At 67.7% G+C, this 23344-nt stretch carries 29 protein-coding genes; 6 read left to right on the top strand and 23 right to left on the bottom strand.

Annotated features, from left to right (window positions below):
* Positions 1–118 precede the first annotated feature (118 nt).
* Both ruvX and mltG read left to right on the top strand, forming a co-directional pair.
* Positions 119–547 (top strand): Holliday junction resolvase RuvX, encoded by a 429-nt coding sequence (ruvX, locus tag KQH53_03365; protein ID MCB2225693.1) that lies wholly within the window; start codon positions 119–121, stop codon positions 545–547.
* Positions 544–1602: an endolytic transglycosylase MltG gene (gene mltG / locus KQH53_03370; GenBank protein MCB2225694.1), complete on the top strand. Its 1059-nt coding sequence runs from the start codon at positions 544–546 to the stop codon at positions 1600–1602. The genes ruvX and mltG overlap by 4 nt, the downstream gene beginning before the upstream one ends.
* Here the strand turns inward: mltG and KQH53_03375 are convergent.
* Positions 1599–1988 (bottom strand): hypothetical protein, encoded by a 390-nt coding sequence (locus KQH53_03375; protein MCB2225695.1) that lies wholly within the window; start codon positions 1986–1988, stop codon positions 1599–1601. The genes mltG and KQH53_03375 overlap by 4 nt on opposite strands.
* Positions 1989–2301: 313 nt before the next feature.
* Between KQH53_03375 and KQH53_03380 the strand changes: the two genes are divergently transcribed.
* From KQH53_03380 to KQH53_03390, 3 genes are all read left to right on the top strand, one after another.
* Positions 2302–2868 (top strand): TetR family transcriptional regulator, encoded by a 567-nt coding sequence (locus KQH53_03380; GenBank protein ID MCB2225696.1) that lies wholly within the window; start codon positions 2302–2304, stop codon positions 2866–2868.
* Between the two features lie 61 nt (positions 2869–2929).
* Entirely contained in the window at positions 2930–3700 is a 771-nt protein-coding gene (locus KQH53_03385; protein ID MCB2225697.1) for an electron transfer flavoprotein subunit beta/FixA family protein, read from the top strand.
* 48 nt (positions 3701–3748) lie between these two features.
* Positions 3749–4702 carry an electron transfer flavoprotein subunit alpha/FixB family protein gene (locus tag KQH53_03390; GenBank protein ID MCB2225698.1) on the top strand — a complete coding sequence of 318 codons (954 nt, stop codon included), beginning with the start codon at positions 3749–3751 and terminating at the stop codon, positions 4700–4702.
* 86 nt (positions 4703–4788) lie between these two features.
* On the opposite strand, the gene KQH53_03395 is transcribed toward KQH53_03390, so the two are convergent.
* The 20 genes from KQH53_03395 to KQH53_03490 form a co-directional block, all read right to left on the bottom strand.
* Positions 4789–5373, bottom strand: a complete 585-nt coding sequence (locus KQH53_03395) for a hypothetical protein (GenBank protein MCB2225699.1) — start codon at positions 5371–5373, stop codon at positions 4789–4791.
* A 163-nt stretch (positions 5374–5536) separates the two neighbouring features.
* Positions 5537–6484: a hypothetical protein gene (locus KQH53_03400; protein ID MCB2225700.1), complete on the bottom strand. Its 948-nt coding sequence runs from the start codon at positions 6482–6484 to the stop codon at positions 5537–5539.
* Positions 6485–6781: 297 nt separating this feature from the next.
* Positions 6782–7729 (bottom strand): 2-hydroxyacid dehydrogenase, encoded by a 948-nt coding sequence (locus KQH53_03405; GenBank protein ID MCB2225701.1) that lies wholly within the window; start codon positions 7727–7729, stop codon positions 6782–6784.
* Between the two features lie 136 nt (positions 7730–7865).
* The gene (locus tag KQH53_03410) at positions 7866–9254 is read right to left on the bottom strand and encodes a hypothetical protein (GenBank protein MCB2225702.1); all 1389 of its coding nucleotides are present in this window, start codon (positions 9252–9254) and stop codon (positions 7866–7868) included.
* Entirely contained in the window at positions 9251–9811 is a 561-nt protein-coding gene (locus tag KQH53_03415) for an epoxyqueuosine reductase QueH (GenBank protein MCB2225703.1), read from the bottom strand. The genes KQH53_03410 and KQH53_03415 overlap by 4 nt, the downstream gene beginning before the upstream one ends.
* Before the next feature lie 32 nt (positions 9812–9843).
* Positions 9844–10476 (bottom strand): DUF3786 domain-containing protein, encoded by a 633-nt coding sequence (locus tag KQH53_03420; protein ID MCB2225704.1) that lies wholly within the window; start codon positions 10474–10476, stop codon positions 9844–9846.
* A gap of 2 nt (positions 10477–10478) precedes the next feature.
* Entirely contained in the window at positions 10479–11045 is a 567-nt protein-coding gene (locus KQH53_03425) for a hypothetical protein (GenBank protein MCB2225705.1), read from the bottom strand.
* 116 nt (positions 11046–11161) lie between these two features.
* Positions 11162–12196, bottom strand: a complete 1035-nt coding sequence (locus tag KQH53_03430; GenBank protein ID MCB2225706.1) for a hypothetical protein — start codon at positions 12194–12196, stop codon at positions 11162–11164.
* A 29-nt stretch (positions 12197–12225) separates the two neighbouring features.
* The gene (locus KQH53_03435; protein MCB2225707.1) at positions 12226–12654 is read right to left on the bottom strand and encodes a hypothetical protein; all 429 of its coding nucleotides are present in this window, start codon (positions 12652–12654) and stop codon (positions 12226–12228) included.
* Complete coding sequence (locus KQH53_03440; protein ID MCB2225708.1) at positions 12651–13094, bottom strand: hypothetical protein; 444 nt, start codon at positions 13092–13094, stop codon at positions 12651–12653. Before KQH53_03440 ends, KQH53_03435 begins: the two co-directional genes overlap by 4 nt.
* Positions 13091–13699 carry a phage gp6-like head-tail connector protein gene (locus KQH53_03445; GenBank protein ID MCB2225709.1) on the bottom strand — a complete coding sequence of 203 codons (609 nt, stop codon included), beginning with the start codon at positions 13697–13699 and terminating at the stop codon, positions 13091–13093. The genes KQH53_03440 and KQH53_03445 overlap by 4 nt, the downstream gene beginning before the upstream one ends.
* Positions 13700–13758: 59 nt before the next feature.
* On the bottom strand, positions 13759–14985 hold the full coding sequence (locus tag KQH53_03450; GenBank protein MCB2225710.1) for a phage major capsid protein: 1227 nt from the start codon (positions 14983–14985) through the stop codon (positions 13759–13761).
* A 30-nt stretch (positions 14986–15015) separates the two neighbouring features.
* Complete coding sequence (locus KQH53_03455; GenBank protein ID MCB2225711.1) at positions 15016–15639, bottom strand: HK97 family phage prohead protease; 624 nt, start codon at positions 15637–15639, stop codon at positions 15016–15018.
* On the bottom strand, positions 15636–17081 hold the full coding sequence (locus tag KQH53_03460) for a phage portal protein (protein MCB2225712.1): 1446 nt from the start codon (positions 17079–17081) through the stop codon (positions 15636–15638). The genes KQH53_03455 and KQH53_03460 overlap by 4 nt, the downstream gene beginning before the upstream one ends.
* 7 nt (positions 17082–17088) lie before the next feature.
* Positions 17089–18564 carry a phage terminase large subunit gene (terL, locus tag KQH53_03465; GenBank protein MCB2225713.1) on the bottom strand — a complete coding sequence of 492 codons (1476 nt, stop codon included), beginning with the start codon at positions 18562–18564 and terminating at the stop codon, positions 17089–17091.
* Positions 18561–19010, bottom strand: coding sequence for a hypothetical protein (locus KQH53_03470; GenBank protein ID MCB2225714.1), 450 nt, complete (start codon positions 19008–19010; stop codon positions 18561–18563). Before KQH53_03470 ends, terL begins: the two co-directional genes overlap by 4 nt.
* Entirely contained in the window at positions 19010–19249 is a 240-nt protein-coding gene (locus tag KQH53_03475; GenBank protein ID MCB2225715.1) for a hypothetical protein, read from the bottom strand. Before KQH53_03475 ends, KQH53_03470 begins: the two co-directional genes overlap by 1 nt.
* A gap of 5 nt (positions 19250–19254) precedes the next feature.
* The gene (locus KQH53_03480) at positions 19255–19497 is read right to left on the bottom strand and encodes a hypothetical protein (protein ID MCB2225716.1); all 243 of its coding nucleotides are present in this window, start codon (positions 19495–19497) and stop codon (positions 19255–19257) included.
* A 20-nt stretch (positions 19498–19517) separates the two neighbouring features.
* The gene (locus KQH53_03485; GenBank protein MCB2225717.1) at positions 19518–19739 is read right to left on the bottom strand and encodes a hypothetical protein; all 222 of its coding nucleotides are present in this window, start codon (positions 19737–19739) and stop codon (positions 19518–19520) included.
* Positions 19740–19881: 142 nt separating this feature from the next.
* Positions 19882–20199 (bottom strand): hypothetical protein, encoded by a 318-nt coding sequence (locus KQH53_03490; GenBank protein MCB2225718.1) that lies wholly within the window; start codon positions 20197–20199, stop codon positions 19882–19884.
* Positions 20200–20382: 183 nt separating this feature from the next.
* Here KQH53_03490 and KQH53_03495 point away from each other — a divergent pair, with 183 nt between their 5' ends.
* Positions 20383–20673 carry a hypothetical protein gene (locus KQH53_03495; GenBank protein MCB2225719.1) on the top strand — a complete coding sequence of 97 codons (291 nt, stop codon included), beginning with the start codon at positions 20383–20385 and terminating at the stop codon, positions 20671–20673.
* Here KQH53_03495 and KQH53_03500 read toward each other — a convergent pair.
* Both KQH53_03500 and dnaA read right to left on the bottom strand, forming a co-directional pair.
* Positions 20646–21464: an alpha/beta hydrolase gene (locus KQH53_03500; GenBank protein MCB2225720.1), complete on the bottom strand. Its 819-nt coding sequence runs from the start codon at positions 21462–21464 to the stop codon at positions 20646–20648. The genes KQH53_03495 and KQH53_03500 overlap by 28 nt on opposite strands.
* A 414-nt stretch (positions 21465–21878) precedes the next feature.
* Positions 21879–23288, bottom strand: a complete 1410-nt coding sequence (dnaA, locus tag KQH53_03505; protein MCB2225721.1) for a chromosomal replication initiator protein DnaA — start codon at positions 23286–23288, stop codon at positions 21879–21881.
* Positions 23289–23344: the final 56 nt, after the last annotated feature.

Here is a 23344-nt window from a genome sequence, read left to right on the forward strand (position 1 = left end):
CGCCCCTACATTTTTCTTTTTCATTTCCCAACCTCTTCTTTCCCCTCCACCTCAGTCGCCCCCTTCCCTCTTGCCTGGCGGGTTGTTAACCAAGCGTGTCCACGGCATAATGACCCCCATGTCTAATCGAGCCCCTGGAGTGGTGCTGGCCCTGGACGTGGGGCTCAAGCGCATCGGCCTGGCGGTTAGCGACCCGGAGCGGCGCACCGCCGCGCCGCTGTCGGTCTATGAGCGCATCAACCGCGACGCGGACGTGGAGGCCATCGGCGAGATCGCGGCCGAGCAGGGAGCCACGCTTCTCGTGGTGGGCCTGCCCGCCCGGGCGGGCGGCGGCCTGAGCCCCGAGGGCGAGCGCGTGGTGTCCCTGGCCAAGCGCCTGGAGCGCCGCCTGGGCCTGCCGGTGGAGATGATGGACGAGGCGCTGTCCACGGCGGAGGCTCACGAGGTGATGATCGAGGCCGGGGTGAGCCGGGCCAAGCGCAAGCGGGTGGTGGACCGGGCGGCGGCGGCGGTTATCCTGCGCCGCTGGCTGGAGGCCCGCGCTTGAGGCCCGGGGTCAAGAGCACGGTGGGCCTGGCGGTGGCGGTGCTGCTGCTGGGCCTGGCCGGGTTCGGGGCCTATCTGGTGGGCACCACCTGGCTCCTGGGCCGGAGGGCCAGCCCCAGCGGGGTGGCGGTGGTGGTGGATATCCCCAAGGGCGCCAACCTGCGCTCGGCCGCCGAGATCCTGGCCAAGGCCGGGGTGGTGGACAACGCCCGCTGGTTCGCCCTGGCCGGGCGCATCACCGCCGAGGAGGGCCCCATCCGGGCCGGGGAGTACGAGCTTTCCCCGGCCATGAACGCGGCGCGCATCCTTCAGTTCTTGCGCCAGGGGCGGGTGAAGCTGCACTACGTGCTCATCCCCGAGGGCTACACCCTGCGCCAGATCGCGGCCCGTTTGGGCGAGTCGGGCATCGCCGAGCAGGGCGAGGTGTTGCGCCTGGGGCGCGACCCGGACTTCGCCGCCGGGCTGGGCATCGACCACCCCACCCTGGAGGGCTATCTCTTCCCGGACACCTACCGCTTCCCGCGCCATCTGGGGGCCCGGGCCGTCCTCTCGGCCATGGTGGGGCGCTTCGACAAGGTGTGGGCCGGTCTGGCTCCCTTGGCCAAGGCCGCCGGCATGGCCCAGGCCAAGGTGGTGATCCTGGCCAGCATCATTCAGAGGGAGACCGCGGTGAACCGGGAGATGCCCCTGGTCGGCGCGGTGTACTCCAACCGCCTGAAGCGGGGCATGCGCCTCCAGGCCGACCCCACCGTGATCTACGGCCTGGGCGCGGCCTTTGACGGCAACCTGACCCGTTCTGACCTGGAAAAGGACACCCCTTACAACACCTACACCCGGCGGGGCCTGCCGCCCGGGCCCATCTGCTCGCCCGGGCGCGAGGCGCTCTTGGCCGCCATCCAGCCCGCCAAGGCCCCCTATCTTTACTTCGTGGCCAAGGGCGACGGCGAGCACCAGTTCTCGGTGACCTATGCCCAACACGTCAAGGCGGTGGACAAATACCAGCGCCACCGGCGCGCGGCGCAGCCCAGCAAGACACGGATTGACAGTAAGAATTAGTTGGCGGGCAGGCCCTGTTCCTGGCGGATCTGGGCCGCGGTCACGGAGATGTTGTAGCGCTCCACGGCGTCGAGGTGCTTGCCGATGCGCTCCTTGATGCCCCTGAGCTTCACCTGGCAGCGCACCCCCTGGGGCGAGGAAGGCACCACCCCTTCGCACTGCTGGTTGTGGTCGCGCACCGCCCGCACCAGGCCGTCCCACTGCATCAAAAGCTCGTTGCGCTTGCCCTCCAGCTCGGCCCGCTCGGCATAGGGCAGCTCCTTGGGCGGCACCAGGGGCTCGGGCACCTTGGCCCCGGCCGGAGGCGCCGCCAGCAGGCCGCCCAGGGCCAAAAGCAGGGCCAGAACCAGGGCGCGGGAGCGCGATTTGAGTGCGTGGCTGGGCATGAATGGCATCATAAAGCAGGCCGGGACGCAATACAACCGGCAGGCAAAAGGGGGCGTTCACTGGGCTGAATGAGAGTTCAGTTTTTTGTTGAAGGCGGTTCATTTCCATTGTATGTTTGCCGGGCCGCGCGGGGTCCAGGGCGATGAACCGCCTTCAAAAAATCGTTGACAGCCCCCCGCCTGCGTGCTACCAAAATGTTTGAATGAATCATCATTCAGTGTAGCTGCCCCTGTTCGCCCCGGCCCGGCCGGAGGCAATGGATGTAAAGCTTTGAAAGATAAAAAGAAAAATAGCGACAAACACCGGCGCATCATGGAAGCGGCGCTCAAGGTTTTCGCTCAGAACGGTTTTTACAACTCCAAGGTCAGCGAGATCGCCCGCGCCGCCAACGTGGCCGACGGCACCATCTATCTCTACTTCCAGAACAAGGACGACATCCTGATCTCCTTGTTCGAAGAGGAGATGGGCAATATTCTGGACAAAATGCGCCAGTCGCTGCAAACTGTGGCCGATCCGGCGGTCAAGCTGGAGCGCTTCGCCCAGCAGCATCTGATCATGCTGGAGGAGAACCAGGAGCTGGCCGAGATCATCCAGGTGGAGCTGAGGCAATCATCCAAGTTCATGAAGGAGTACAAGAACGACGGCTTCCACCAGTACCTGAACCTTATCAGCAGCATCATCAAACAAGGCCAAGAGCAGGGGGTGTTCCGCAAGGACATCCTGCCCGGCGTGGCCAAGCGCGCCTTTTTCGGCGCCCTGGACGAGATGAGCCGCTATTGGATCCTGTCTCCGGTTAAGAAGTATTCCACCGCCGTGGCCGCCCAGCAGATTAGCTCCTTTTTCATCCAAGGCATGCTGGCCCGGCCGGAAACGGCCTAACGACTTTGACCATGAGTCCATATCTACCCCAATTGTTTTTCAAGAAAGGAGGGGTGACTAAGTGAACATTGTGGTGTGCATCAAGCAGGTGCCGGACACCGAGTCGGTGATCAAGATCGCGGGCGACGGCATGTCCATCGACACCGGTGACATCAAGTGGGTGATGAATCCCTATGACGAGTTCGGCGTGGAAGAGGCGCTGCGCATCGTCAAAGACCAGGGTGGCGAAGTGACCGTGGTGGGGGCCGGCCCCGCCCGCGTGGTGGAGGCCCTGCGTACCGCCCTGGCCATGGGCGCGGACAAGGCCGTCCACATTCAGGACGACGATCTCTACGGCGCCGACCCCATCGCCGTGGCCAAGATGCTGGCCAAGGCCATCGAGCCCCTGAACCCGGACATCGTTTTCTTCGGCCAGCGCGCCGTGGACGACGACTCGGGCGTGGTCAGCTCGGCCGTGGCCGAGTTCCTGGGCATGCCTCAGCTTTCGGTCATCACCAAGGTGGAGCTGGCCGACGGCAAGGTTAAGGGCACCCGGCCCATCGAGGGCCAGACCGTGGTGCTCGAGGCCTCCCTGCCGGCCGTGATCAGCGCGCAGAAGGGCCTCAACGAGCCCCGCTACGCCAGCCTGCCGGGCATCATGAAGGCCAAGAAAAAGCCTCTGGAGACCAAGACCCCGGCCGACCTGGGCGCCGAGCGCAGCGACTTCATCGAGATCGCCGCCCTGAACCCGCCCCCCGAGCGGGCTCCCGGCAAGACCGTGGAAGGCGAGACTCCTGGGGAGCTGGCCGCCAACCTGGCCAAGCTGCTCAAGGAAGAGGCCAAGGTCATCTAAGGGCCTTTATCAGGTCATCACCTTTCGCACGAAGGGAGTGCATATATCATGGCTGGTGTTTGGATCATCGCCGAACAGCGTGACGGCGAGTTCAGAAAAATAACTTATGAGGTGGCCAGCGCGGCCAAGAAGGTGGCCGACGAGCTGGGCACCGAGGTGACCGCGGTGGTGCTTGGTTCCGGGATGCAGGACGCCTGCGCCGAGCTGGGCAAGTACGGCGTGGCCAAGGTGCTCTACGTGGACGGCGACGCTTTCGCCACCTACACCACCGACGCCTACACCAACGCCGCCGGCGCCCTGATCAAAGACGGCGCCCCGGACGTGGTGCTCTTTGGCGCCAGCACCCAGGGCAAGGACCTGGGCGGCCGCCTGGCGGCCCGCCTGGACACGGGCATCGCGGTGGACTGCACCGCCCTGGCCGTGGCCGACGGCAAGCTCAAGGCCACCCGCCCCATTTACGCCGGCAAGGTCTACGCCGACGTCATCATCAACGGCACCCCGCAGATCGCATCGCTTCGCCCCAACGTCTTTGACGTGGTCGAGGCGGGCGGCGAGGCGGCGGTGGAAGCCGCCAGCGCGGACGCGGGCGAGATCAAGGCCGCCGTGGCCGAGGTCCAGGCCGCCGAGGAAGGCAAGATCGACCTCACCGAGGCCACCGTCATCGTCAGCGGCGGCCGCGGCATGAAAGAGGCCGACAACTTCAAGCTGCTGGAAGAGCTGGCCGGCAAGCTCAACGCCGCCGTGGGCGCCTCGCGCAGCGCGGTGGACGCCGGCTGGCGTCACCACACCGATCAGGTTGGCCAGACCGGCAAGGTCGTCACCCCCAACCTGTACATCGCCTGCGGCATCTCCGGCGCCATCCAGCACCTGGCGGGCATGGGCTCCTCCAAGGTCATCGTGGCCATCAACAAGGACGCCGACGCGCCCATCCACACCAAGGCCGACTATTGCGTGGTAGCCGACCTGTTCGACGTGGTGCCCGAGCTGACCAAAGAGGTCTAGTTCAGAAACCACCTGTCTAGGTTAAGCAAGAACCCCCGCCCGGCAACGGGCGGGGGTTTTTTATGCGATAGGCGGGGCTGCGCGGCTCACTTGGCGAAGACCACCTTGAGCTTGTGGCTGGCCGCCCGGCCCGTGAGCCGGTCGTTCACCCGGATGGAGAGCAGGTATTCCCCGGCCGGGATCTTGTTCAGGGTCAGCCGGATGTTGATGAAGAACTCCCGGTTGGCCCGCCGGCTGGTGAACTTCCACTGGGCGAAATCGTCCTTGCCCCACAGGATGGTGCCGTCCGGTTTGAGCAGGGCCACGTCCGCGCTCAGGGAAAAGACGTACAGATCACCCTTCTTCCTGATGCGCTGTCCCAGGGGCTCCACGTAGGCGTATATGGTTTGCCCCTGGCGATAGGTGTTGCTCTTCCGGGGGGTGAACAGGCCATAGCCTTGAGTGGGGCCCTCGGTCAAAACCACGGCGTCCAGGGAAAAGGGGATATGGTCCCACAAGGCGGACAGGGCCTTTTCGGTGGTCCGGAAGGCTTCCATTTTCTTGCCCTGCTCCAGCTCCCCCTGGGCCTGGGTGAGGGCGGAAAGGGCGGGGTTGGTCTCAACGGCCCAGGCGGGCGCGGCGGCCAACAACAAGGCGATCAGCACAATCAGCGGCAACGAATAGCGAGTCATGGTTCCTCCCCGGGCTGGGCACATAATTGCCCCACCTGGCGGGGCAGTCACCATTGCCCTATTGAACTACGCGGGATTGCCTGAGTTCAAGCGCCATCTGGCGCTACCCAACAAAAACCCCCGCCCGGCAAGGGGCGGGGGGGGTAGTGCGCGGATGTTGGGGTCAGGGCGTGATCTTCTTGATCAGCTCGTTGATCTTTTGTTTGTTTTCTCCATCCAAATTATTGGAAATACCCTGCAGCTTAACTGCTAATTCGCCTTTGGCTTTGGCTACGGCCGCGCCGGCCTCTGCTCTGGCGGCTTCCCCTTTTTTCTCGGCCACAGCCTTGTCGCTGCCCCGCACTAAAGTAAGCAGGGTGTCACCCACCCTTTGCAAAATCTGCAAGACTGCCTCAGCCGCAAAACCGCCCACAAGGGCAAGCACCACAGTACTCAATTCGTCCGCGTTTTTACCTTCTTCACTTGCAAAGTCGATCAACTCCGGACCAAAGCAGCCGAGGATGACACCGGAGACAACACCCATGAAATAACGAATGTAATAAGCAAGATGATATTGCGGATTGAATGTCCGATTTAGGATGTAGCCACGGGCCACGTTGAGAAAATAGAGTCCAGAGCCCAGCATGGCTGCCAGGAGGATCATGAGGTGGGGTCGCCAGTCATTGGCGGCCTTGGCCCACGCAGCGGAAGTTGCCGTTTTAAACAACTCCGTCTTTACCCCGACATATAGGACCAACAGAGCAACAAGGCTGAAAGTGGTTAGGATAAGGATTAGGTTGACTGAAAAATTGTTAATGAAAAGTCCAAGCCCTTTGCGCTCGGTGGCTTGCAATGAGGCAGGCGTGGCCGGGGCAACCAGAGGAAGCAGCAAATTGTGCACCTTGATCAGGTTGCTGTATTCAGTCTCGCAAGTCTCTCCATTTACCGAAGCTGTGGTAAGCACACCGCGTTCACAGTCCAACTCCGCTAGGGCGCCGATTAGTTCCTGGGACATTTCCTTGCCGGTTTCGCCCACATAATCGACCATGGCGTCCACATCCAACAGGAGCTTCCCCACCCTTTCGGACAGATATTTTTTGGTTACCTCCTGGCCGTTTTTGCTTTTATCCACGGACATGACTCTCCCCCAAAAGGAATGATCCTTCGCCCGCGCCCCCCGGCCGGTGGTGTTCGCTGTGATGATTTTGGGACGCCGAGCCGGAACGGCCTCCCCCACGGCGGCCGCTGCCCCCACGTTGCTCAAATCCCGGTTGATGTGTGGGTGTTATCCTAGGACAAGGGCGGGGGTGGGGTCAATGGGGTTGGGGGAGCGTGTTGGCGGGGATTTCTTGCCGCTCGGCAAGAGCCTCACGGCCCCGATAGCACAGCTATCGGGGGCAGCAGAGAAGAAGAAAGCTTGACGGCCCGCCTAGTTCGCCCGGAACTTCAGCTTTTCGCCGCGCTCCAGGCGCAGGATGTTGTCCGCCACCTGGCGGCCGATCTGGGCGAAGCTCTGGGCGGTGACCCCGGCCACATGGGGGGTGGCCACCACCAGGGGGTGGTGCAACAGGGGGTTGTCCGGCGCGGGGGGCTCGGCCGCGAAAACGTCCAGGCCCACCCCGCCCAAACGGCCCGCGTCCAAGGCCCCGATCAGGGCCCGCTCGTCGATCACCCCGCCCCGGCCCACGTTGACCAGGATGGCCCCGGGCTTCATGGCCAAAAAGGCCTCCACATTGAACAGGCCCAGGGTGCCGGGGTTGGCGGTGAGCGCGGCGGTGACGAAGTCGGCTTGGCCCAATAGACGCAGGAAGTCATCCGGCCCGCCCAGCTCGGCCAGGCCCAGCTCCTCGGCCAGGCCGGGCGACGGCGTGGCCTTGACCGCGCTGACGCTCATGCCCAAGGCGACGAGCCTCTGAGCCAGGGCCTTACCCACCCGGCCTAGGCCCACCACCAGGGCCTTGCTGCCGTGCAGGGCCATCCCCAAGGGCGCGCCCCAGGGGCCGCTGTCCAAATGGGCCCGGTGCTCGCCCAAACGGCGGGCCGCGGCCATCATCAGAAACACCGCGTGCTCAGAGGTGCTCTCCGCGTTGGCCGTTGCCTGGTCGGCGGGCACGTTGCACACCGGGATGCCCCGGGCCGTGGCCGCCGCGATGTCCACCCCTTCCAGGCCCACCCCCATCTGCTGGATGAGCTTGAGCGAGGAGCCGGTGATCACCTCGGCCGGGATGCGGGCCATGGTGGGTATGAGCACGTCGGCCCCGCGGCAGGCCTCGGCCAGCTCCTCCTCGCCCACGGGGACGAGGTCGTGGCCGGGCAGAAACTCGCGCAGGAGGGGCACGATGGCGGGGAAGTTGTGACTGGCCTTGATGATGCGCATGGCTTATCTCCGGTGGTTGCCGGGAAATATCCTACGTCACCCCGGCCCGGTCGGCAAGGCTGCGAAGCGGCCACAAAAAAGAGCCTTGCCGAGGGGGGCGGCAAGGCGTCGGGCGATCAACGGGAAAAGCCGTCTTTTAGAAGCCGAGACTCTCTAAAAGCTTGTCCACCTTCTTCATGTCCGGCAGGGAAGAAGCCTCGCCGTCCAGGGGCAGCTCCAGGCCGCTCAGGGCCGCCTCCACCTCGGACTGGGCCTTTTGCTCGGCCCGGAAGGCGTTCATGTCCGGGTCGGCCTCGCGGGCGGTGAGCTTGGCCTTGAGCCCCACCAGCAGGGCCAGCAGGGACATGAGCGCCTCGCCCATGGGCCGCAGGTTGCCCGGCGCGCTCTTGTTGGCCGCGCCCGGCACGGCGGCGGCCATCTTGGCCAGGGAGGCCAGGGTCTTGCTCAGCTCCTCCAGGGAGGCGGCGGCCTGCTTCTCCGCGCCGGGCTCGGACTCGTCGAACAGGTCGGTGAGGTCGGAGAGCTCCTCGGGCAGGCCAGGGCCGGGCCGCCGGGCGGTCTGGGCCACGCGGTCCAGGAAGCCCTCCAGGCGCTCCAGGAGCAGGGGGTCCGGGGCCTCGCCGCCGGGGCCGAGCACCTCGGCCTCCAGGTAGAGGTTCTCGTCCGGAAAGAGCTGAGCCGCGTTGGCCTGCATCTTGGCCAAAATCTGCGAGAAGCGCGCGTTGGCCGTGCTCTGTTGCAGGGCGGCCAGCACCATGGGCAGCGGCAGGCGCACCAAACCGCCGGGGGGCGGCTCGGCCGGGGCGCTCTGGTTGAGCAGCTGCTCCACCGCGCGCTCGTCGAACTCGGTGGGGTCGTCCCACATGGTCTGGATGTGCTTGCGCACCGTCTGGTTGATGCAATGGTCGTAGATGCCCTGGAACACGCTCTCCAGGCCGAAGCGGTAGCCCGCCGCCTGGTTGCTTTGCACCCGCGCGCGGGACACCTCGCCCATGAGGCTGGCGGCGCCGTCGGCCAGGGCGCCCAGGGGGTTGGCCACCGGCTTGCCGTTGGTGATCACCTTGGCCAGCTTGCGGCGCTCGGCGGCGGCGGCGGCGCGGGCCTTTTCGGCCAGCTTCAGCTCGGCGGCCACGGCCTGGGCCTGCTCCAGGGCCTGGCCCATGTCCTGGCCCAGCTCGGCGGCGTCGGGGCCCTTGCCTCCGGGGGCGGCCAGCTTTTTCAGCGAGGCGGCCAGGCCGCGCGCCAGGTGGCCCAACTCGCGGTAGAGGTCGTGGCTCAGCTCGCCGTAATAATCCGTGGCCGGTGGGCCCAGCGCGGGGCGCTCGCCCGGGGGCAGCTCGCGCTGCTCCTTTTGGGCCGGCTTTTCCATGCCCGGCAGGGCGTGCTGCTCCCCGGCCGGGGGCAAGCGGCGCGCGCCTTGGTCCAGGGTGCTGACGCTGACCTGATACACCGCTTTTTCGGTGCGGATGGTCATCACCCCGCCGTCGAATTCCAGGATTATGTCCGGGCCGTTTTTCTCGCTCACGATTGTTTTCTCCCCGTCGGACCAGCGGGGCTCCCCAAAAAGCGGTCCCGCTCCGAGAAGATGCATCCGCAGTACTGCTGGCGGTACATCCCAGCCGCCTTGGAGCGTTCTATACCTTCTTGCCAGAAAGGCCGCCAGTCGCGGTAGAGGAATTCCACCCCCCGCCGCTTGCCGGCCGCCGTGCCCAACTCCTTGATGAGCCGGTGCTTCTGCCGTTTGGAGTATAACAGAGTGCTGCTAAAGGCATCAAACCCGCCCCGCTTGGCCACCGCCGCCGCCCGCTCCAGGCGCTGGGCCAGGCAGGGGGCGCAGCGCTCGCTCTCGCGCCAGGCCACATTTCGCAGCCAGGATTCGGGGTCGTACTCGTCCTGCACGATGAGAGGCAACTCTTCCCCGGCCGCCCAGGACTCCAGGGTCTGAAGGCGACGCTGGTTCTCGGTGTAGGGCTGGATGTTGGGGTTGTAGAACAGCGCGCGCAGCTCATGCCCCTCGTGGCGCAGGTCGTGAACCGGCATGATGGCGCAAGGCCCGCAGCATATATGCAGAAGTATTCGCATATATCAAACTTTGACCGCTGAAGGCGCGCCGGTCAAGCGGTGGCGGACATCCCCGCCGCCCGCTCCAGCTCCAAGACCAGGATATGGCCCAGCGCGGCCAGGCACTCCAGGTCCAGGAAGTTGGGCGCGGTGATGTCGTAGAGCATCTTGGCCTCGGCCGGGAACTCCTCGTCCGCGTCGTAGAAGCGAAGCTCCAGGGGCAGCTTGGGCAGGGCCGGGAAGCGCCAGGCCCCGTCCGAGGCGCTGCTGGTGGGCAGGGCCTCGCCGCCCAGCTCGGCGGCGGCGGCGCTCAGCTGCGCCAGCTTGCCGGCAAAGGCCCCGGCCAGGCGAACATCCACCAGCTGGCTCAGGGTGCGGGCGAAGTCGGCCCCGCCGGGCAGCTCGCGGTAGGGCACGAAGCTCCCGGCCGGCTCGCCGCTGCCCCCGTGGATCAGAAGCCAGGCCAGCACGATGCGCTGGGACACGGTGGAGTTGCCGCCGTCGGCCGCGCGCACCCCCTGCGGGCCCACCAGGTACTCCCGGCCCAGGAGCGTAACGGCCCACTCGGACCCGCGCCGCTCCAGGCCCAGGCTGGCCCCGGCCGGGGCCAGGTCCATCTGGGCCAGGCGCTCGGTCAGGCCGAGGTAGACCTTTTCATAGGCGTCGGGCTTGTCGGAATCGAACATGCTCAGATTTCCTCGGGCACGTAATCGGCCAGCAGGCGGTCCACCAGCTCGCGCACCGCGCCCCGTCCCGCCGGGGCCTCGGTTACGATGTGGCAGACCCCTTGCACCCAGGCCGAGGCCTCGGGCGGGCACACCGCCAGCCCGGCCAGGCCCAGGGCGGGCAGGTCGTCCATGTCCCGCCCCATATAGGCCGCCTGACCGGCCTGCATCTCGTTCTCCCAGATCACCTGCTTGAACAAAACGTCCTTGTCCCCGCCGGTGGTGCGCAAGAGCGCGCCCAAGCGCTCGGCCAACACCTCGGCCACGGCCAGGCCGGGCCGGGCCAGGATGACCAGCTGGCGCCCGGCGGCCACCCAGGCTTCCAGGCCCAGGATGTCGGCCCGGAACAGCTCCACGCTCTCGGAGCCGTCGGGGTGCAGGGTGGTCAGCCCGTCGCTGAGCGCGCCCTCCAGCTCCACCAGGAGCATCTTGGCCTCGGCGATGCACTGCTCCAAGGGCCGCTCCTCCTGGGGGACATGGGGCTTGGTCGCCGAGGGCAAGCTGATTTTGATGCTGTCGCTGTCGTCCATGAGGCCATCTTCCGGCTAAGGGGGATGAAAAAGGGGCGGGCCGGGCGCGCGGCCCGACCCGGCTAAAATAACCCGCTTGGCGGCGGGGGCGAAAGACCTTTTTTCCCCTGGCCTACCTAGGACAGCAGGGCCGTGGCCCGGGTGTTGATCAGGTCGATGGCCAGGGGCGCGGCGATGCCGCTCATGCCCGCCGCCTCGGTGGGCGGGGCCAAGAGGTCCAGGCTCACCGGATGGGCGATCTTGCCTGCCCGGCCCACCGCGCTCTCGGCGTTGGTGATCACCAGATGGGGCATGATCAGGCTAAGGCCGTAGTTCACCCCGGACTCGATCTCCGGGCCAATGAAGTCGATGCGCATCTTCTTGCGGGTGTCACTGCCCAGGTCGCTCAGATAGGTGTCGCTGGTGTAGGTGGGGAACTCCAGGCTCAGGCTGAGGCTGGGGAAAGCGGCGCACACCGGCTCGGCGATCCTGTCGCCGCCCCCGGCCAGGTGGTCGCCGGCCAGATTGCGCCGGAAGCGCAGGGAGAAGCGGGCCGGGTGCACCGCGTCGCCGCTGTCCAGGGCCCCGCCGTCCGCGTCGTTGATCCAAAAACTCGCCTGCTTGAACAGCACCCGGTTGCCCGGGGCGGGCGCGCTCAGGCCGGTGAGGCTGGCGTTGGTGTTCACCCCGCTGGAGGTGTTGATGCTCAGGCCGTCGCACATGAGCGGGAAGCTCACGCTGAGAGGCTGGCCCGCCGCGCCCTCGATGGAAAAGCCGTCCACCTTGGCCGAGGCGAACTCGTGCACCGAGAAGCCCTTGTAGATGGCCAGGGTGCCGAAAAGGCCGTCGCTGTCCCCGGCCAGGCGCAGCTGGTGCAGCTGGCCGGTGGAGCCCTGCAAGGCGGGGGCCTCCGCGCCGCCCATGGCCATGGCCAAAAGCACCCCCAGCCCGGAGTAGCGCAGATAGGCCGACAGGTCGCCGCCGCAGGTGACGAGCCCCTGGTCGCTGGCCGTGTGGAAGCTCTGGCCAGCGCTGTCGTCGGGCAGGTGCTCGATGGACTGGGTCACCGATTCGCTGGTGATAAGAAGGGCGTCGCCCGAGGCGCAGGCCACCGGGGTGCCCCAGGTCTCGGCCTGGGCAAAGGCCGCCTTGATTTCCTTGCCGCTGCTCATGTTCTCTCTCCTATGGCTTGATTAGAGGATCAAAGGGTGTTCAGGGGCGACTCGTAGGCCACGGTCAGCTCCAGGTCGAAGATGCCCATGGGGTCGGCCGCGCCGCCCTCGTAGACTTCCAAATTGCCGCAGGTGGTGCGCTCCCAGTGAGGGTTCAGGCCCGGATCGCCCAGGGCCATGAGCACGCTCTCGGCCAGGGCGTCCAGGCCGGAGAAGTCGCCCCCGGCCGCCTTGGCGTAGCCCCACACGTGCAGCACCAGCTTGCGCTCCGCGGTGCGGTCGGTGCTCTCCAGGGTCTCCACCCGCTCGTTGAACAGGGTCAAGGCGGGCAGGTCGTTCATTTGCTCGGCCAGGTGAATGCCCCGGAGCACCGTGGCCGCCGCCTGGGGCATGCCGTGGCTGGGCCCCATGGCCGCCAGGCAGGCCAGCAGATCGCTGATGATGGTCGCGCGGGTCATGGCATCGCCTCCGCCAGATTGCTTTGCAAAAACGCGGGCAGGGCCTCCAGGGCGGCGTCGCGGCCGGGGCGCAGATAGGGCCGCGCGGGCAGCACCACCCGCTTCACCTGCACCCATTGCCCCTGGATGCGGAACTTGAGGTACTTGGCTTTTTGGGCGGTGATCACCGCGCCGTACTCCTGGGCCCCGGCATAGGGCGCGTCGGCGTAGAGCTCGCCGATCCAGGTGTCGCCGCTCTGGTAGACCCGCCCGCCCAGGCTGCGCAGCAAGCGGCCGCTACGCACCTGGGGCCCGCCCCCGCCAGGGCCCATGGCCGTCCGCGCCGCGTCCAGGCCCGCCTCCAGCGCCTGCTCCAGGGACTGGCGGATCACCTCGGGCAAACGGCGGGTGAGCTGCTCCAGGGGGTCAATGGCCGGGGGGATCACCGTGAGCGAGATCACAGCAGGCTCCGGTTGCGGTAGCGGTCCAAGACCGCCTTGACCTGGGGCATGAGCGCCCCGGCGTGGTAGCTCACCGAGCCGTCGGCCAGGGTGCGGGCGCTCATGCCCAGGCGGCCGTGACCCGCCCCGGACTCCTGGAAGCGGGTGGCCGCCTGCTCGATGGCCGCCTGGGCCAGGTCCGGGGGCGTGGTGGCGAAACCGGCGCGGTAAATGAGCCCCACGTTGTGCGCCCCCCGGGGGAACACCCGGTCCAACAGGGTGAGCACCCCGGCCCCGGCGTCCAAGACCCAGCCCACGCCCCCGCTTGCCGGGGCGATGGCCCGCCCCTCCAAAACCAGGCTGCTCAGGCTGATCACCGGGTACTGCGGCAATAGGAGTTCGGCGTAGCCCGCGCCGGACAAGAGCGCGTTGTCCGGGTCAAAGGCCGCGTCCTCGCTTTGGTAGGAGTAGTCGCGGGCTCTGAGCTTGCGGCCGGTGTAGGCGTTGAACTGGGCGCTCACCGCCTCGATGAGCCGCTCCAGGAGGCCGTCGTGCTCCGTGGCGGCGATGGCCAAGTACTCCTTGAGCTCGGCCAGGGTGGTCAGGGCGTCGTTGGATAGGGCCATGGTTGGGCTCTCTTTTTAAAAGGCCCCGGAGGCGCGGGGCCTCCGGGGGGTTGGGGTCCTTAGGCGGTGGGCACCGCGCTGAGCATGGCGAAACGCTTCTCCTCGCTCAGGTTGAAGCCCATGCGCACCTCGGCCAGGAAGGCGGTCTGGTTGTAGGAGAAGTAGGGCTCGGCCCAGGGGTTGGTCTTGACCACCAAACCCTGGCGCAGGCCCACCAGGGCGCTGCCCGCGAAGTCGCCCGCGAACAGGCGGGTCTCGTCGGTGCCGTCGCCCAGATTGGTGAGCACGTTGGGGTCGCGCACGAAAGGCTCGCCCCACACCAGGGGACGCTCGGCCCCCTCGGCCCGGGGCTGGCCCGGCTGGCGGTAGATGTAGTCGCCGTTGTCGTCCTTGAGGGTCATCAAGACCTTCTCGGCCTTGGGATGGCCGATCACCGGCACGCTGGCCGCGTGGGGCGCGTTCTCGTACACCGCGAAGATGAGCCCGGCCAGGTCGTCGAAGCCGAAGGTGCCGCTCACGCTCAGGGCGTTGGTGCTTATCTTGCCGGCCAGGCCGGTGATGGGGTCGGTGGCCGAGCCCGCGCCCCGCAGGCAGGCCACGTCAAAGGCCTGGCCGATGGTCTCGGCGAAGAGGTTCCTGAGCACCGCATCCACCCCGGGGTCCGAGTCGTCCAACAGCTGGTTGCTCACCACCACCTTGACCGCCAAGACATGGGCGCTCAGGGCCAGCTGGCCGAAGGTGGCGTCACTGCGCGGCTTCTCGCCATGGGCCGCGCCGTCGCCCAGGCCGTAGGTCTCGCTGTCCACGGCCTCGGGCACCCAGTAGGCGCTCAGGCCGCTGGTGATGGTGGGGAAGGTGATCTGGTGGCTGTTCATGGGCACCGTGCGGCACAGGCCCTTCACCGCGCTGAAATTGTTTACCAGGTTCAAGACCTCGCCGGACTCCTCGCCGGGCACCAGGTAGCCCCCGGCGGTGGTGGCCCCTTCGCGCAGGTCCTTGGCCCGGGGCGCCTCCACCTGCTTGAGGGCCGCGCCCCCGGCGCTCACCAGCTCCCCGGTCTCCAGGTGCTTGGGCGACTGGCCCATGCCCAGGCGTCGCACGTCGCCCAGGTATTTGCTCAGGCCCACGCCGGGCAGCCCGGAGGGCCCGCCGAGGCTCACCCGGCCCGGCTCCACCGCGGCCAGCACCTTTTCCAGGCGCTCGTCGATCAGCCCCTTGAGGCTGGCCTCGTCCAGGGACAGGCCGGTGGCCTGCTCCAACAGCTCGATGATCTTGGTCTGCTTCATGGTTTCATGGCTCCTTAATAGGTTGGTTGCTTAGTCCACCAGGCCCAGGTGATAGCGGATGCGTTTCACCACCGCCTGGCCCAGGGCGGCCGAGACCAATGCCCGGGCCGCTCCGGGGTTAAGCGCCGTTGGTTGCGGCGCGCCCGGCGTGGCCGGGGAGGGGGTGGAGCGGCCCTTGATTCCCAGGGCCACCAGGGCCTCGGGGTTGGCCGGCAGGGTCACGCAGGAGATCTCGTAGAGCTCCTGCCGAAGGTAGCGGGTTCCGGTCAGGGCGCGGCCGTTCAGGCGGTGGGTGGCCACCTCGCTCTCCAGCGGCGCGAAGCCCACCGAGAAGGCGCGCAGATAGCCGCCTTTGTAAAGGCGGTAGATGGTGTCGGCAAAGGCGTACTCCTCGGCAGTGGGGAACTGGGCCTTGAACAACAGCCGCCCGTTCTCCACCTTCACCGCCAGGGCGCGGGCCACGGGAGGCGAGGCGTAGTCATGGGCCCAGGGGATCACCGGATTCTTCAGAAAGTTGGCGAAGTCCCAGCCCGTGGGCTCCACCAGGTCGCCCTGGCGGTCCACCGTGGGGCTGGAGGCCACCGCCCAGAAGGTGCGCTTGTCCTCGTCGGCCCGGCTCACCTCGAAATCCATCACCTTGTGCACCAGCTTCATGACTCGTCTCCTTGGCGGGGGGAACTGAGCTCCCGCATGGTTTGCTTGATGTCGAGCCCCCGGGTTAGGCAGCTCCGTAGTTGCTTTTGCAGGCGGCCCCGTTGCTGGGGGGGCAGAGCCGGGGGCAGCATCCCGTCGATCAGCTCCGGCTTTCGCTCCAACTCCCGTGCCACCCGCCCGGCGGACCACCCGGCGAAGCGCGCCTCCAAACGAGGCCAGGCCTCATGCAGGCCCACGGCCAGCTCCGGCTCCAGGCCCATGGCTACGGGGCCTTCCGGAGAGGCGGGCAGCAGAGGCTGGTGCCCCCAGGCCACCGGCTCGCGGCCCTGGGCAGCCCGAAGCTCGTTGATGGTGATCACCCCCCGGTCCAGCTGGGCCATGGCCTCCTTGTGGGCCTGGGCCCGGTCGCTGGGCACCGGGTTATCGTGGCGGAGCGAAAGCCCCTGGCCGTAGCGGGGCAGCAGGAAGGCGTTCATCACGTCCTCCCACAGCTCCAAGCGGGGCCGGATGCACTCGGCGTTGAAGGTCACCTCGATGCCCTGGGCGTTGGCCCGGTTCACGTCCTTGACCAGGCCCAGCTTGCCCGCCGGCACCCCGTAGGCGGCCAGGATGTTGTCCTGGGTCCAGCCCGCCAGGTCCATGAACTCGAAGTCCTTGGCTGAGTAGGCCAGGGGCGTGGCCTTGAGCCCGCCGTCCAGCACCGTGGGTTCGAAGACGTGGGACAACCCCTGGTGCTTCTGCCGCCAGCGGGTGAGCACCCGGCGGGCCTCGTCCTCGGTAAGGCGCTGGTCGGTGCTTAGCACCACCTCGGGCCGGGCCGAGTTGCGGAAAAAGTTGCGCTGATAGATGCGCACCGCCAGGTCGATGTCAAAGGCGTGGGCCATGGCCTCGATGGGGCTGGCCCCGTAGACCAGGCTGGTGGGGCTGGGGTGGCGGAAATAGAGCACCTGGCTGGGCGCGTACTCCACCCTCTGGCCCTGGCTGTCGGCGAACACGAAGCGCTCTATGGGCTGCCTCGTGTCGCTGCCCGAGGCGATCTCGATGAGGTCGCCGGGGCTCAGGGGCCACAGCTCCGCCGGCCGCCCCAGGGCGTTGTTGAGCACCAGCACGAAGGCCATGCCCGTGAGCTCCAGGTGCAGGCAGAGCGTGTAGCGCAGCTGCCTGCCGGTGAGCAGGGGGTTGGGCCGGGCCAACAGCGAGAGCACCGGATGGGCGCTCACCTCCGGGCCTTGGTCGGCGAAGAGCCTCAGCGGCACCCCGGCCATGCGCCGGGCGATGGCGCTCACCGCCGCGAAGACCCAGCCCTGGTAGGCGGCCAGTTGGCGGGAGCGGCCCCGGGTGCTGCTGCCGCCCAAAAAGGGCGGCGGGCCGGGGGGCGCGGGGGGCAGCTCCAGGCGCTTGCCGAGGGAGGACGGAAATAACTTGCTCAGCCAGGCTTTCATGTTCACCTCACCAGACGTTGGGCCCCGTGGAGCGCAGCAGGCTCACCGCGCCCTCCAGGGCGTCGGGTCCGTCGTCGTGCACCTTGGGGGTGGGAAAATTGAGAAGCTGCTCGATCAGCTCGCCCTGGTCGGAGTGCTCTGGCCGGAAACGCACCAGGCCCCGCTCCACCAGGGGGCTCAGGCCGGCCAGGCGCAGCTCCTTGGACAGGCGCTGGGTCACGCCCTTGAGCGGCAGCACCACCCCGGCCTCGCAGGCGGCGCGGGAGAACTCGTCCAATAGCAGGCGCTGGAACAGGTTGTCCTCCACCCCGAAGACCAGGTATTGGTGGCGCTGCTGGCGGCGCAGCACCGCGCGCACCAGCTGATCCAGGGAGCAGCGCCGGATAAAGGCGTCCAGCACGTAGAACACCTGGGCGGCCCGGTCCAGGCCCACGGTGATCACCGCCTTGAAGTCGCCCCGTTCGCCGGTGGCCAGGGAGGGGTCCAGGAACCCGGCCACGGCCAGCTCCTTACCCCCCAGCTCGGCGGGATGGTAGGAGCGCAGCCACTCCTCCTGGAACATGCCGTTGTCGTCCAGGGGGTTGTTCTGCTTCTCGGTATTAAAGGCCCGGGTGCCCATGAGCCGCTTTTGCTGGAGCAGCTCCTTGGCCGGGTGACGCTCCTCCCATAGGCTGCGCCCCGCGTCGTCCAGGGCGCGGTAGACCCGCCGGGTGTAGCGCTTCCAGGGCTCCTCGGGCGAGCCCACCAGGGTGGCCAGGGCGCTGCGCCGGGCCAGGATGGTGCCGATGATGAACAGGCTGCCCGTGGGGTCGATGGCCGGGTACACCGCCGCGCTCACCCACTCCAAACAGGCCCGCACCAGGCGCGGGTTCTTCACGTTCTTGTCGTTTTCCAGATCGTCCAGGATCACCAGATCGGGGCGGAAGCGGCCGTGCTTCACCCCGCGCAAACGCTGGCCGCTGCCCCGGGCCAGGATGCGGGTGCGCCCGCCCACCACGAAGTCGCCCGCCGGGCCCTCGGGGCGCCGGGCCGGGCCGAAGTCCTCCTCCAGGCGGGGGTTGAGCTCCAGCTCCAGGCGCAGGTAGTTGGTCAGGTCGTTGGCCAGATCGGCAGTGTCGCTGCCCAGGACCACGAAGCGCCGCCGCCCGAACAACACCTGGTGCAGCACGTAGCCGAAGCTCACCAGGGTGGTCTTGGCAAAACCGCGCGGCGCGGCCACGGCCACCGGCACCACCGCGCTGCCCCGCTGTTCCAACAGGCCGATCAGCTCGCGGTGGAAAGGCGCGAAGGCGCAGTTGAAGTAATGGGGCAGATAGGTGGCACAAAAGTACAGGGGGTCTTCCGCCGCCCGCGCCCGGCGCTCGGAGCGGGCCGGGTCGCCCGGTCCGAAGGCCCCGGCCTCGGCGGCCAGACGCCCCACCACCTGGGCGGCCCGCTGCCTAAAGCGGGCGCTGGTCATCTTGCGGGCGGCCAGGGCGCTCACGCCGCGCCCTCCCCTTCCAGGCGCGCGAAGAACTTTTGCAGCAGCCGCCCCAGCCAGGCCAAACGCTCGGGGTCCTCCGGGCCCTCGGCGGCCAGGGCGGCCAGACGCTCGCCCACCTCCACCGCCGCGGCCTTGAGGTCGTAGCCCTCGCGCTCCAGGCGGGCGCAGGCGGCCGCGATCTTGGCCAGCTGGTCGGCCTGGGCCGCCTCCAGCTCGCCCGTGGCCACCAGATCCTCCACCTTTTTGGCCATCAGCTCGCGCAGGGCCGCCGCCGCCCCCCGGGGGTCGGCCAGCCAGGCCTTGCGCATGGCCGCCCAGTTGCCCTCGGCCGCCCAGCGGATGAGCCGCTCGGGCTCCAGGCCCAGCTCGGCGGCCACCGCGCCCAGCTCCTGCCCGGCCAGATAGCGGGCCCGGGCGATGGCCTTGCTGTCCTCGCCGCCGGCCATCAGCAGGCCTCCATCTCCCGAAGCTCGCGGCTCAGCGCGCGGTACTCGCGCACCGCGGCCACCAGCTCCTCCATGGCCTGCTCGGCGTGCTCGATGCGCATGGCCTCCACCCCGTCCAGGTTGTAGAGGTAGTAGCTGATGTCCTTGCCCAGGCGATCGATCTTTATCTCAAGCTGCCTAAGGCGCTCGCGCTTTTCGGCGCGCAGGCCCCGGGCGATCAGGCGGGAAGTCTTGTCCATGGCTCTCACCTCAACAGGGAATGAACGACCTGGAACAGCAGCCAGAGCACGAACAGGCCCCCGGTGTAGGCGGCCAGGCGGGTCTCCAGGCGGTCCAGGCGCTGGTCCAGGGCGTCCACCCTGCCGCCGGACCGCTCCAGGGCGGCGGCGGTCTCGCCGTTCACCCGGCGCTGCTCGGCCAACGACATCTTGATCACCGTGTCCAGCCGCCGCAGCTGGCCCCGCAGGTTCTCCAGGGCCACTTTCATCTCCTCCTCGCCCAAGCGGGCTAGTCCGTGTTCACGCGCAGGATGCCGGCGCGCAGGAAGATGGCGGCCAAGCCGGTGAAGGCGGTCTGGGCCGCTTCCATCAGGCCGGCCTCGCCGCTCAGGTAGGCCCCGGCGGCGGTGGCCAGGGCGGCCACCCCGGTCCAGAAGGTCTTGGTCTGTAAAAGGCTCATGGGCCCTCCTCTCATGCGGGCCCGCTCCACGCGGGCCGTCAGCTTGGGCATGAGCCTAGGCTCCCCGCGCGGGGGGGCCCAGCAAGGGGGCGCACAAAAACGCCTTCCCGAGTTGGCGCGCGGCGGCGCTTCCTCGGGTGGTCTCCGGGTTGTGGTGTAAGGGGGGAGCGGAACGGGAAAGGCGGAAAGAGAGCTAGTTGTCCTCAACCCGATGGGCCGGGCGCAGGATGTGGCGCACGTGGCGGGAGCTCAGGCCCCAGCGCCGGGCCAGGGCGCGGGTGTTGGCCCCGTCGAACTCGGCCCGGATCATCCGGTTGCGCAGCTCGATGAGGGCCCGGTCCAGCTTGGGGAAGTACACGCTGTTGCCCGCGAAGACCTGGGCCAGTTGCAGGGTGGGCTCCAGGCCGATCACCCCCACGATCTCTTGATAGACCTCGGGCAGCTGCTCTGCCTCCACCTGGCGCATCCAGCCGGGCACCAGCCCCTGGCGGGTGAAAAGATCCTGGGCCATGTCGTCGCCTCCTTGTTATTGCGGTTCAAGTCCCGGGCAGGTTTATGGTATTTACGGAGAATCATTGGCGACAACATTGATAAAGCCTTTATGGTTATATGTCAAGCTATTTCTATATCCGTTAAAATACCAGCCTGCCTAAGCTGCCTAGCCGCCCTCATAGCGGCGGCTCCGGCCTGCGCGGTGCTCAAGGCCCGTCCCCATGCGGCCTGGCCGCCGCCTCCGCCCCCGCCGCCCACGGACCACGCCACCCTTGGCCTGTATCTGGCCCTGGCCCTTTTGTTCTTGTTGTTCGTGGGAGTGGGGCTGGCCGCCCGGCGGGCCTGGCTCCGCGCCGGGGGCTTGGCCCCCCTGGACCGCGAGGACGCGGCCCTGTTGCGCACCGCCCGCGACGCCCTCACCTACCTGGTGCGGCGGCGGGCCCGGCGGCTGCGCCTAATGCGGCGTCAGCCCGCGCAGGTGGAAAAGCTGTAGTTGTCCGGCAGGCCCGTGCCGCCTTCCTGGCGCTGCAAGAAGCCCAGCACGGTGCGCAGATAATCCTGGGGCCGGTTGTCATAGGAGTTGTGCCCGCAGGAGGGGATCACCGCCAGCTCGCCCCGGGGTAGGCCCCGGTACATGGCCACCCCCTGCTCCACCGGGAACAGGGCGCTGCGGTCGGGGTAGAGCACCAGGGCGGGCGCGGCCACCCCGGGCAGCATGGGCCTGAGGTCGAACTCATCGCAGCCGTAGGCCCCGCCTTTGTAGCGAAACAGCTCGAAGCGCTCCTCGGCCTTGTCCGGCCCCTGCCACTTGATCATCTTGTCCTTGATGGCCTGATCCAGCTCGGTGAAAGGCTTAGGGAACGCCGCGCGGTTGAACTCCACCATGGGCGTGGGCGCGAAGCACTGGGTGGAGGCCGCGCAGAGGCTTTTCACCAGCTCGGGCCGGGTGGCCGCCGCGTCCAGGGCCACCACCCCGCCCTCGCACTGGCCGATGAGATGCGCGCTCTGAAGGCCCAGGGCGTCCATGACCCCGGCCAGCTCGGCCACGGCGGCCGGGCGGAACTCGTCGCTGAAGTAGAACTCGCGGAAACCCGCCCCCTCGTCGCTCTGGCCGTAGCCCCGGCGGTCGTAGAGCACCACCCTATGCCCGGCCATGACCAGATGGGGCAGCACCCCGCGCCACATCTCCAGGGAGCTGAAGCCGTGGTGCAACAGGATCACCGTGGGACCCTGGCCGTGGTCCTCGTAAAAGACGCGCCGTCCCTCCAGCTCCAGCCAGGCCATGACCCCTCCCAGGTTGCGCAATAAAAAAGGCGCCCGGTCTCCCGGACGCCTTTTACTCTATATTTTTGACCGCTCCCCGGGCAAGCGCTGCCTTGCGGCTCGTTGATCAGAAAGAAAAAGAAGTAGGGAATGAAAAAAGTCCTAAATTCCCTGCCTCCCTCTTTCCCCCGCGCCACCGTAGGCACAGCCAGCCGCCGGTAGGCTAGGCGCCGGCGAGCGACAGCCGGAGGCGTAGGCTGACCTACGTCGAGGCTGGAGCGACGCCGGCAACAACGTATCCCGGCCCCAGGCTGGGGCACCCAGATGGCTGCAACGGGAGCTACTGACTGTGGCCAACTCCCCGAGGCTTTCACGACCCGCCTTGGCGGCGGCGGCACGCCGCCTGGCGAAGCCTGCTTGTTACAAAGTCAGCCCCTAAGCGCTGACTCCCAAGCGTTGCTCCAGGAAGGTAAGCTCCGCCGCCAACTTGGGCTCGGCCCCCAACCGCCGCTCGATCTGATCCACCCCATACATAACCGTGGCGTGGTCGCGGTGGAACACCTCGCCGATGGCCTTGTAGGAGGCGTCGGTGTGGCGGCGGGAAAGGAACATGGCCAAATTGCGCGGGGTGACCACCGCCTTCTTGCGGCTCTTGCCGGTGAGCACCGCCACGGTGAGGCCGTAGACCGAGGCCACCAGGTCGCGGATCTTTTCCGGGGTGTGGCGGGCCAGGCGGGCGCTTATGGAACCCAGCACCTCGGCGGCCAGGGACAGGTCCAGGGGGCGGCCCGCCAGGCTGCCCCGGGCCAGGATGCCCACCAGGGCCGAGCGCATGCGGCGCATGTCGCCGGGGATCTCCTCGGCCAAAAACTCCAGTACCGCGCGGGGCACCCGCACGCCCTCCTGGGCGGCCTGGCGCTCCAGGATGCGCACGCGGGTCTTGAAGTCCGGCGGCTCGATGCCCACGGCCACGCAGTCGGCCAGGCGGCTGGCCAGGGCCGAAGAGAGGCCTTTCACCTCGGCGGGCAGCATGCGCCCGGTGAAGAGCACCCGCTTGCCCTGGTCGGCCAGGGCGTCCAGGGTGAACACCAGCTCCTCCTGGGTTTTCTCCTTGCCGGCCAAAAACTGCACCTCTTCCAGGAGCAGCAGGTCGCAGGAGGCCCGGAAGCGGTCCTTGAACTGCTGGGTCCGCTTGCCCCGGATGGCGGCGGTCATCTGGTTGGTGAACTCCTCGGCGGTCAGATAGGCCACCCGCGAGCCGGGCTTGAGGCCCATCACCTGATGCCCCACCGCCTGGGTGAGATGGCTTTTCCCTAAGCCGGTGGCCGACATGAGGAACAGGCTGTTGGAGAACAGCCCGCTGCCCCCGGCCAGGGCCTTGGCCGCGGCGCAGGCGAACTCGTTGCCCCCGCCGGCCAGGAAGTTGTCGAACACGAAACGCTGGTTGAGGCGGGGCTGGGCCCAGCCGATGCGGGGCAGCTCCATCTGGCGGGGCTGCGGAGCCGGTCCGGTGGCCGGCGGAGGGGGCGGGGCCACCTCAAGGCTGAGGCGGGCCCCGGGCAGCGCGGCTTGCAGGCCGCGCTCCAGGTTGGGCGCGAAGCGCTCGCGCACGGTGTTGCAATGCAGCCGGTTGGGGCAGGAAACCACCAGGCAGTTGTCCCGTAGGCTTTGGGGCCTAAGCGGCTCCAGCCAGAGGGCCTGTTCCTGGGAGTCGAGCTCATCGCCCAAGGCGATGAGAGTTTCTTGCCACAATTGAGAGGCCTTATCACTGTTGGGGGCATCCCAGGGGGCCGTGGTCACTTTCCCCGGGGTGGTGTCGATTATGTCGGTTCGGCCGTGGTTCATGGTTGGAGGTAGCACTGCCCCTGTGTTGCCGCGTATTAGCGGCAAAAAATTAAGAA

The sequence above is a fragment of the Desulfarculaceae bacterium genome, assembly GCA_020444545.1.
Classification (GTDB): Bacteria; Desulfobacterota; Desulfarculia; order Desulfarculales; family Desulfarculaceae; genus Desulfoferula.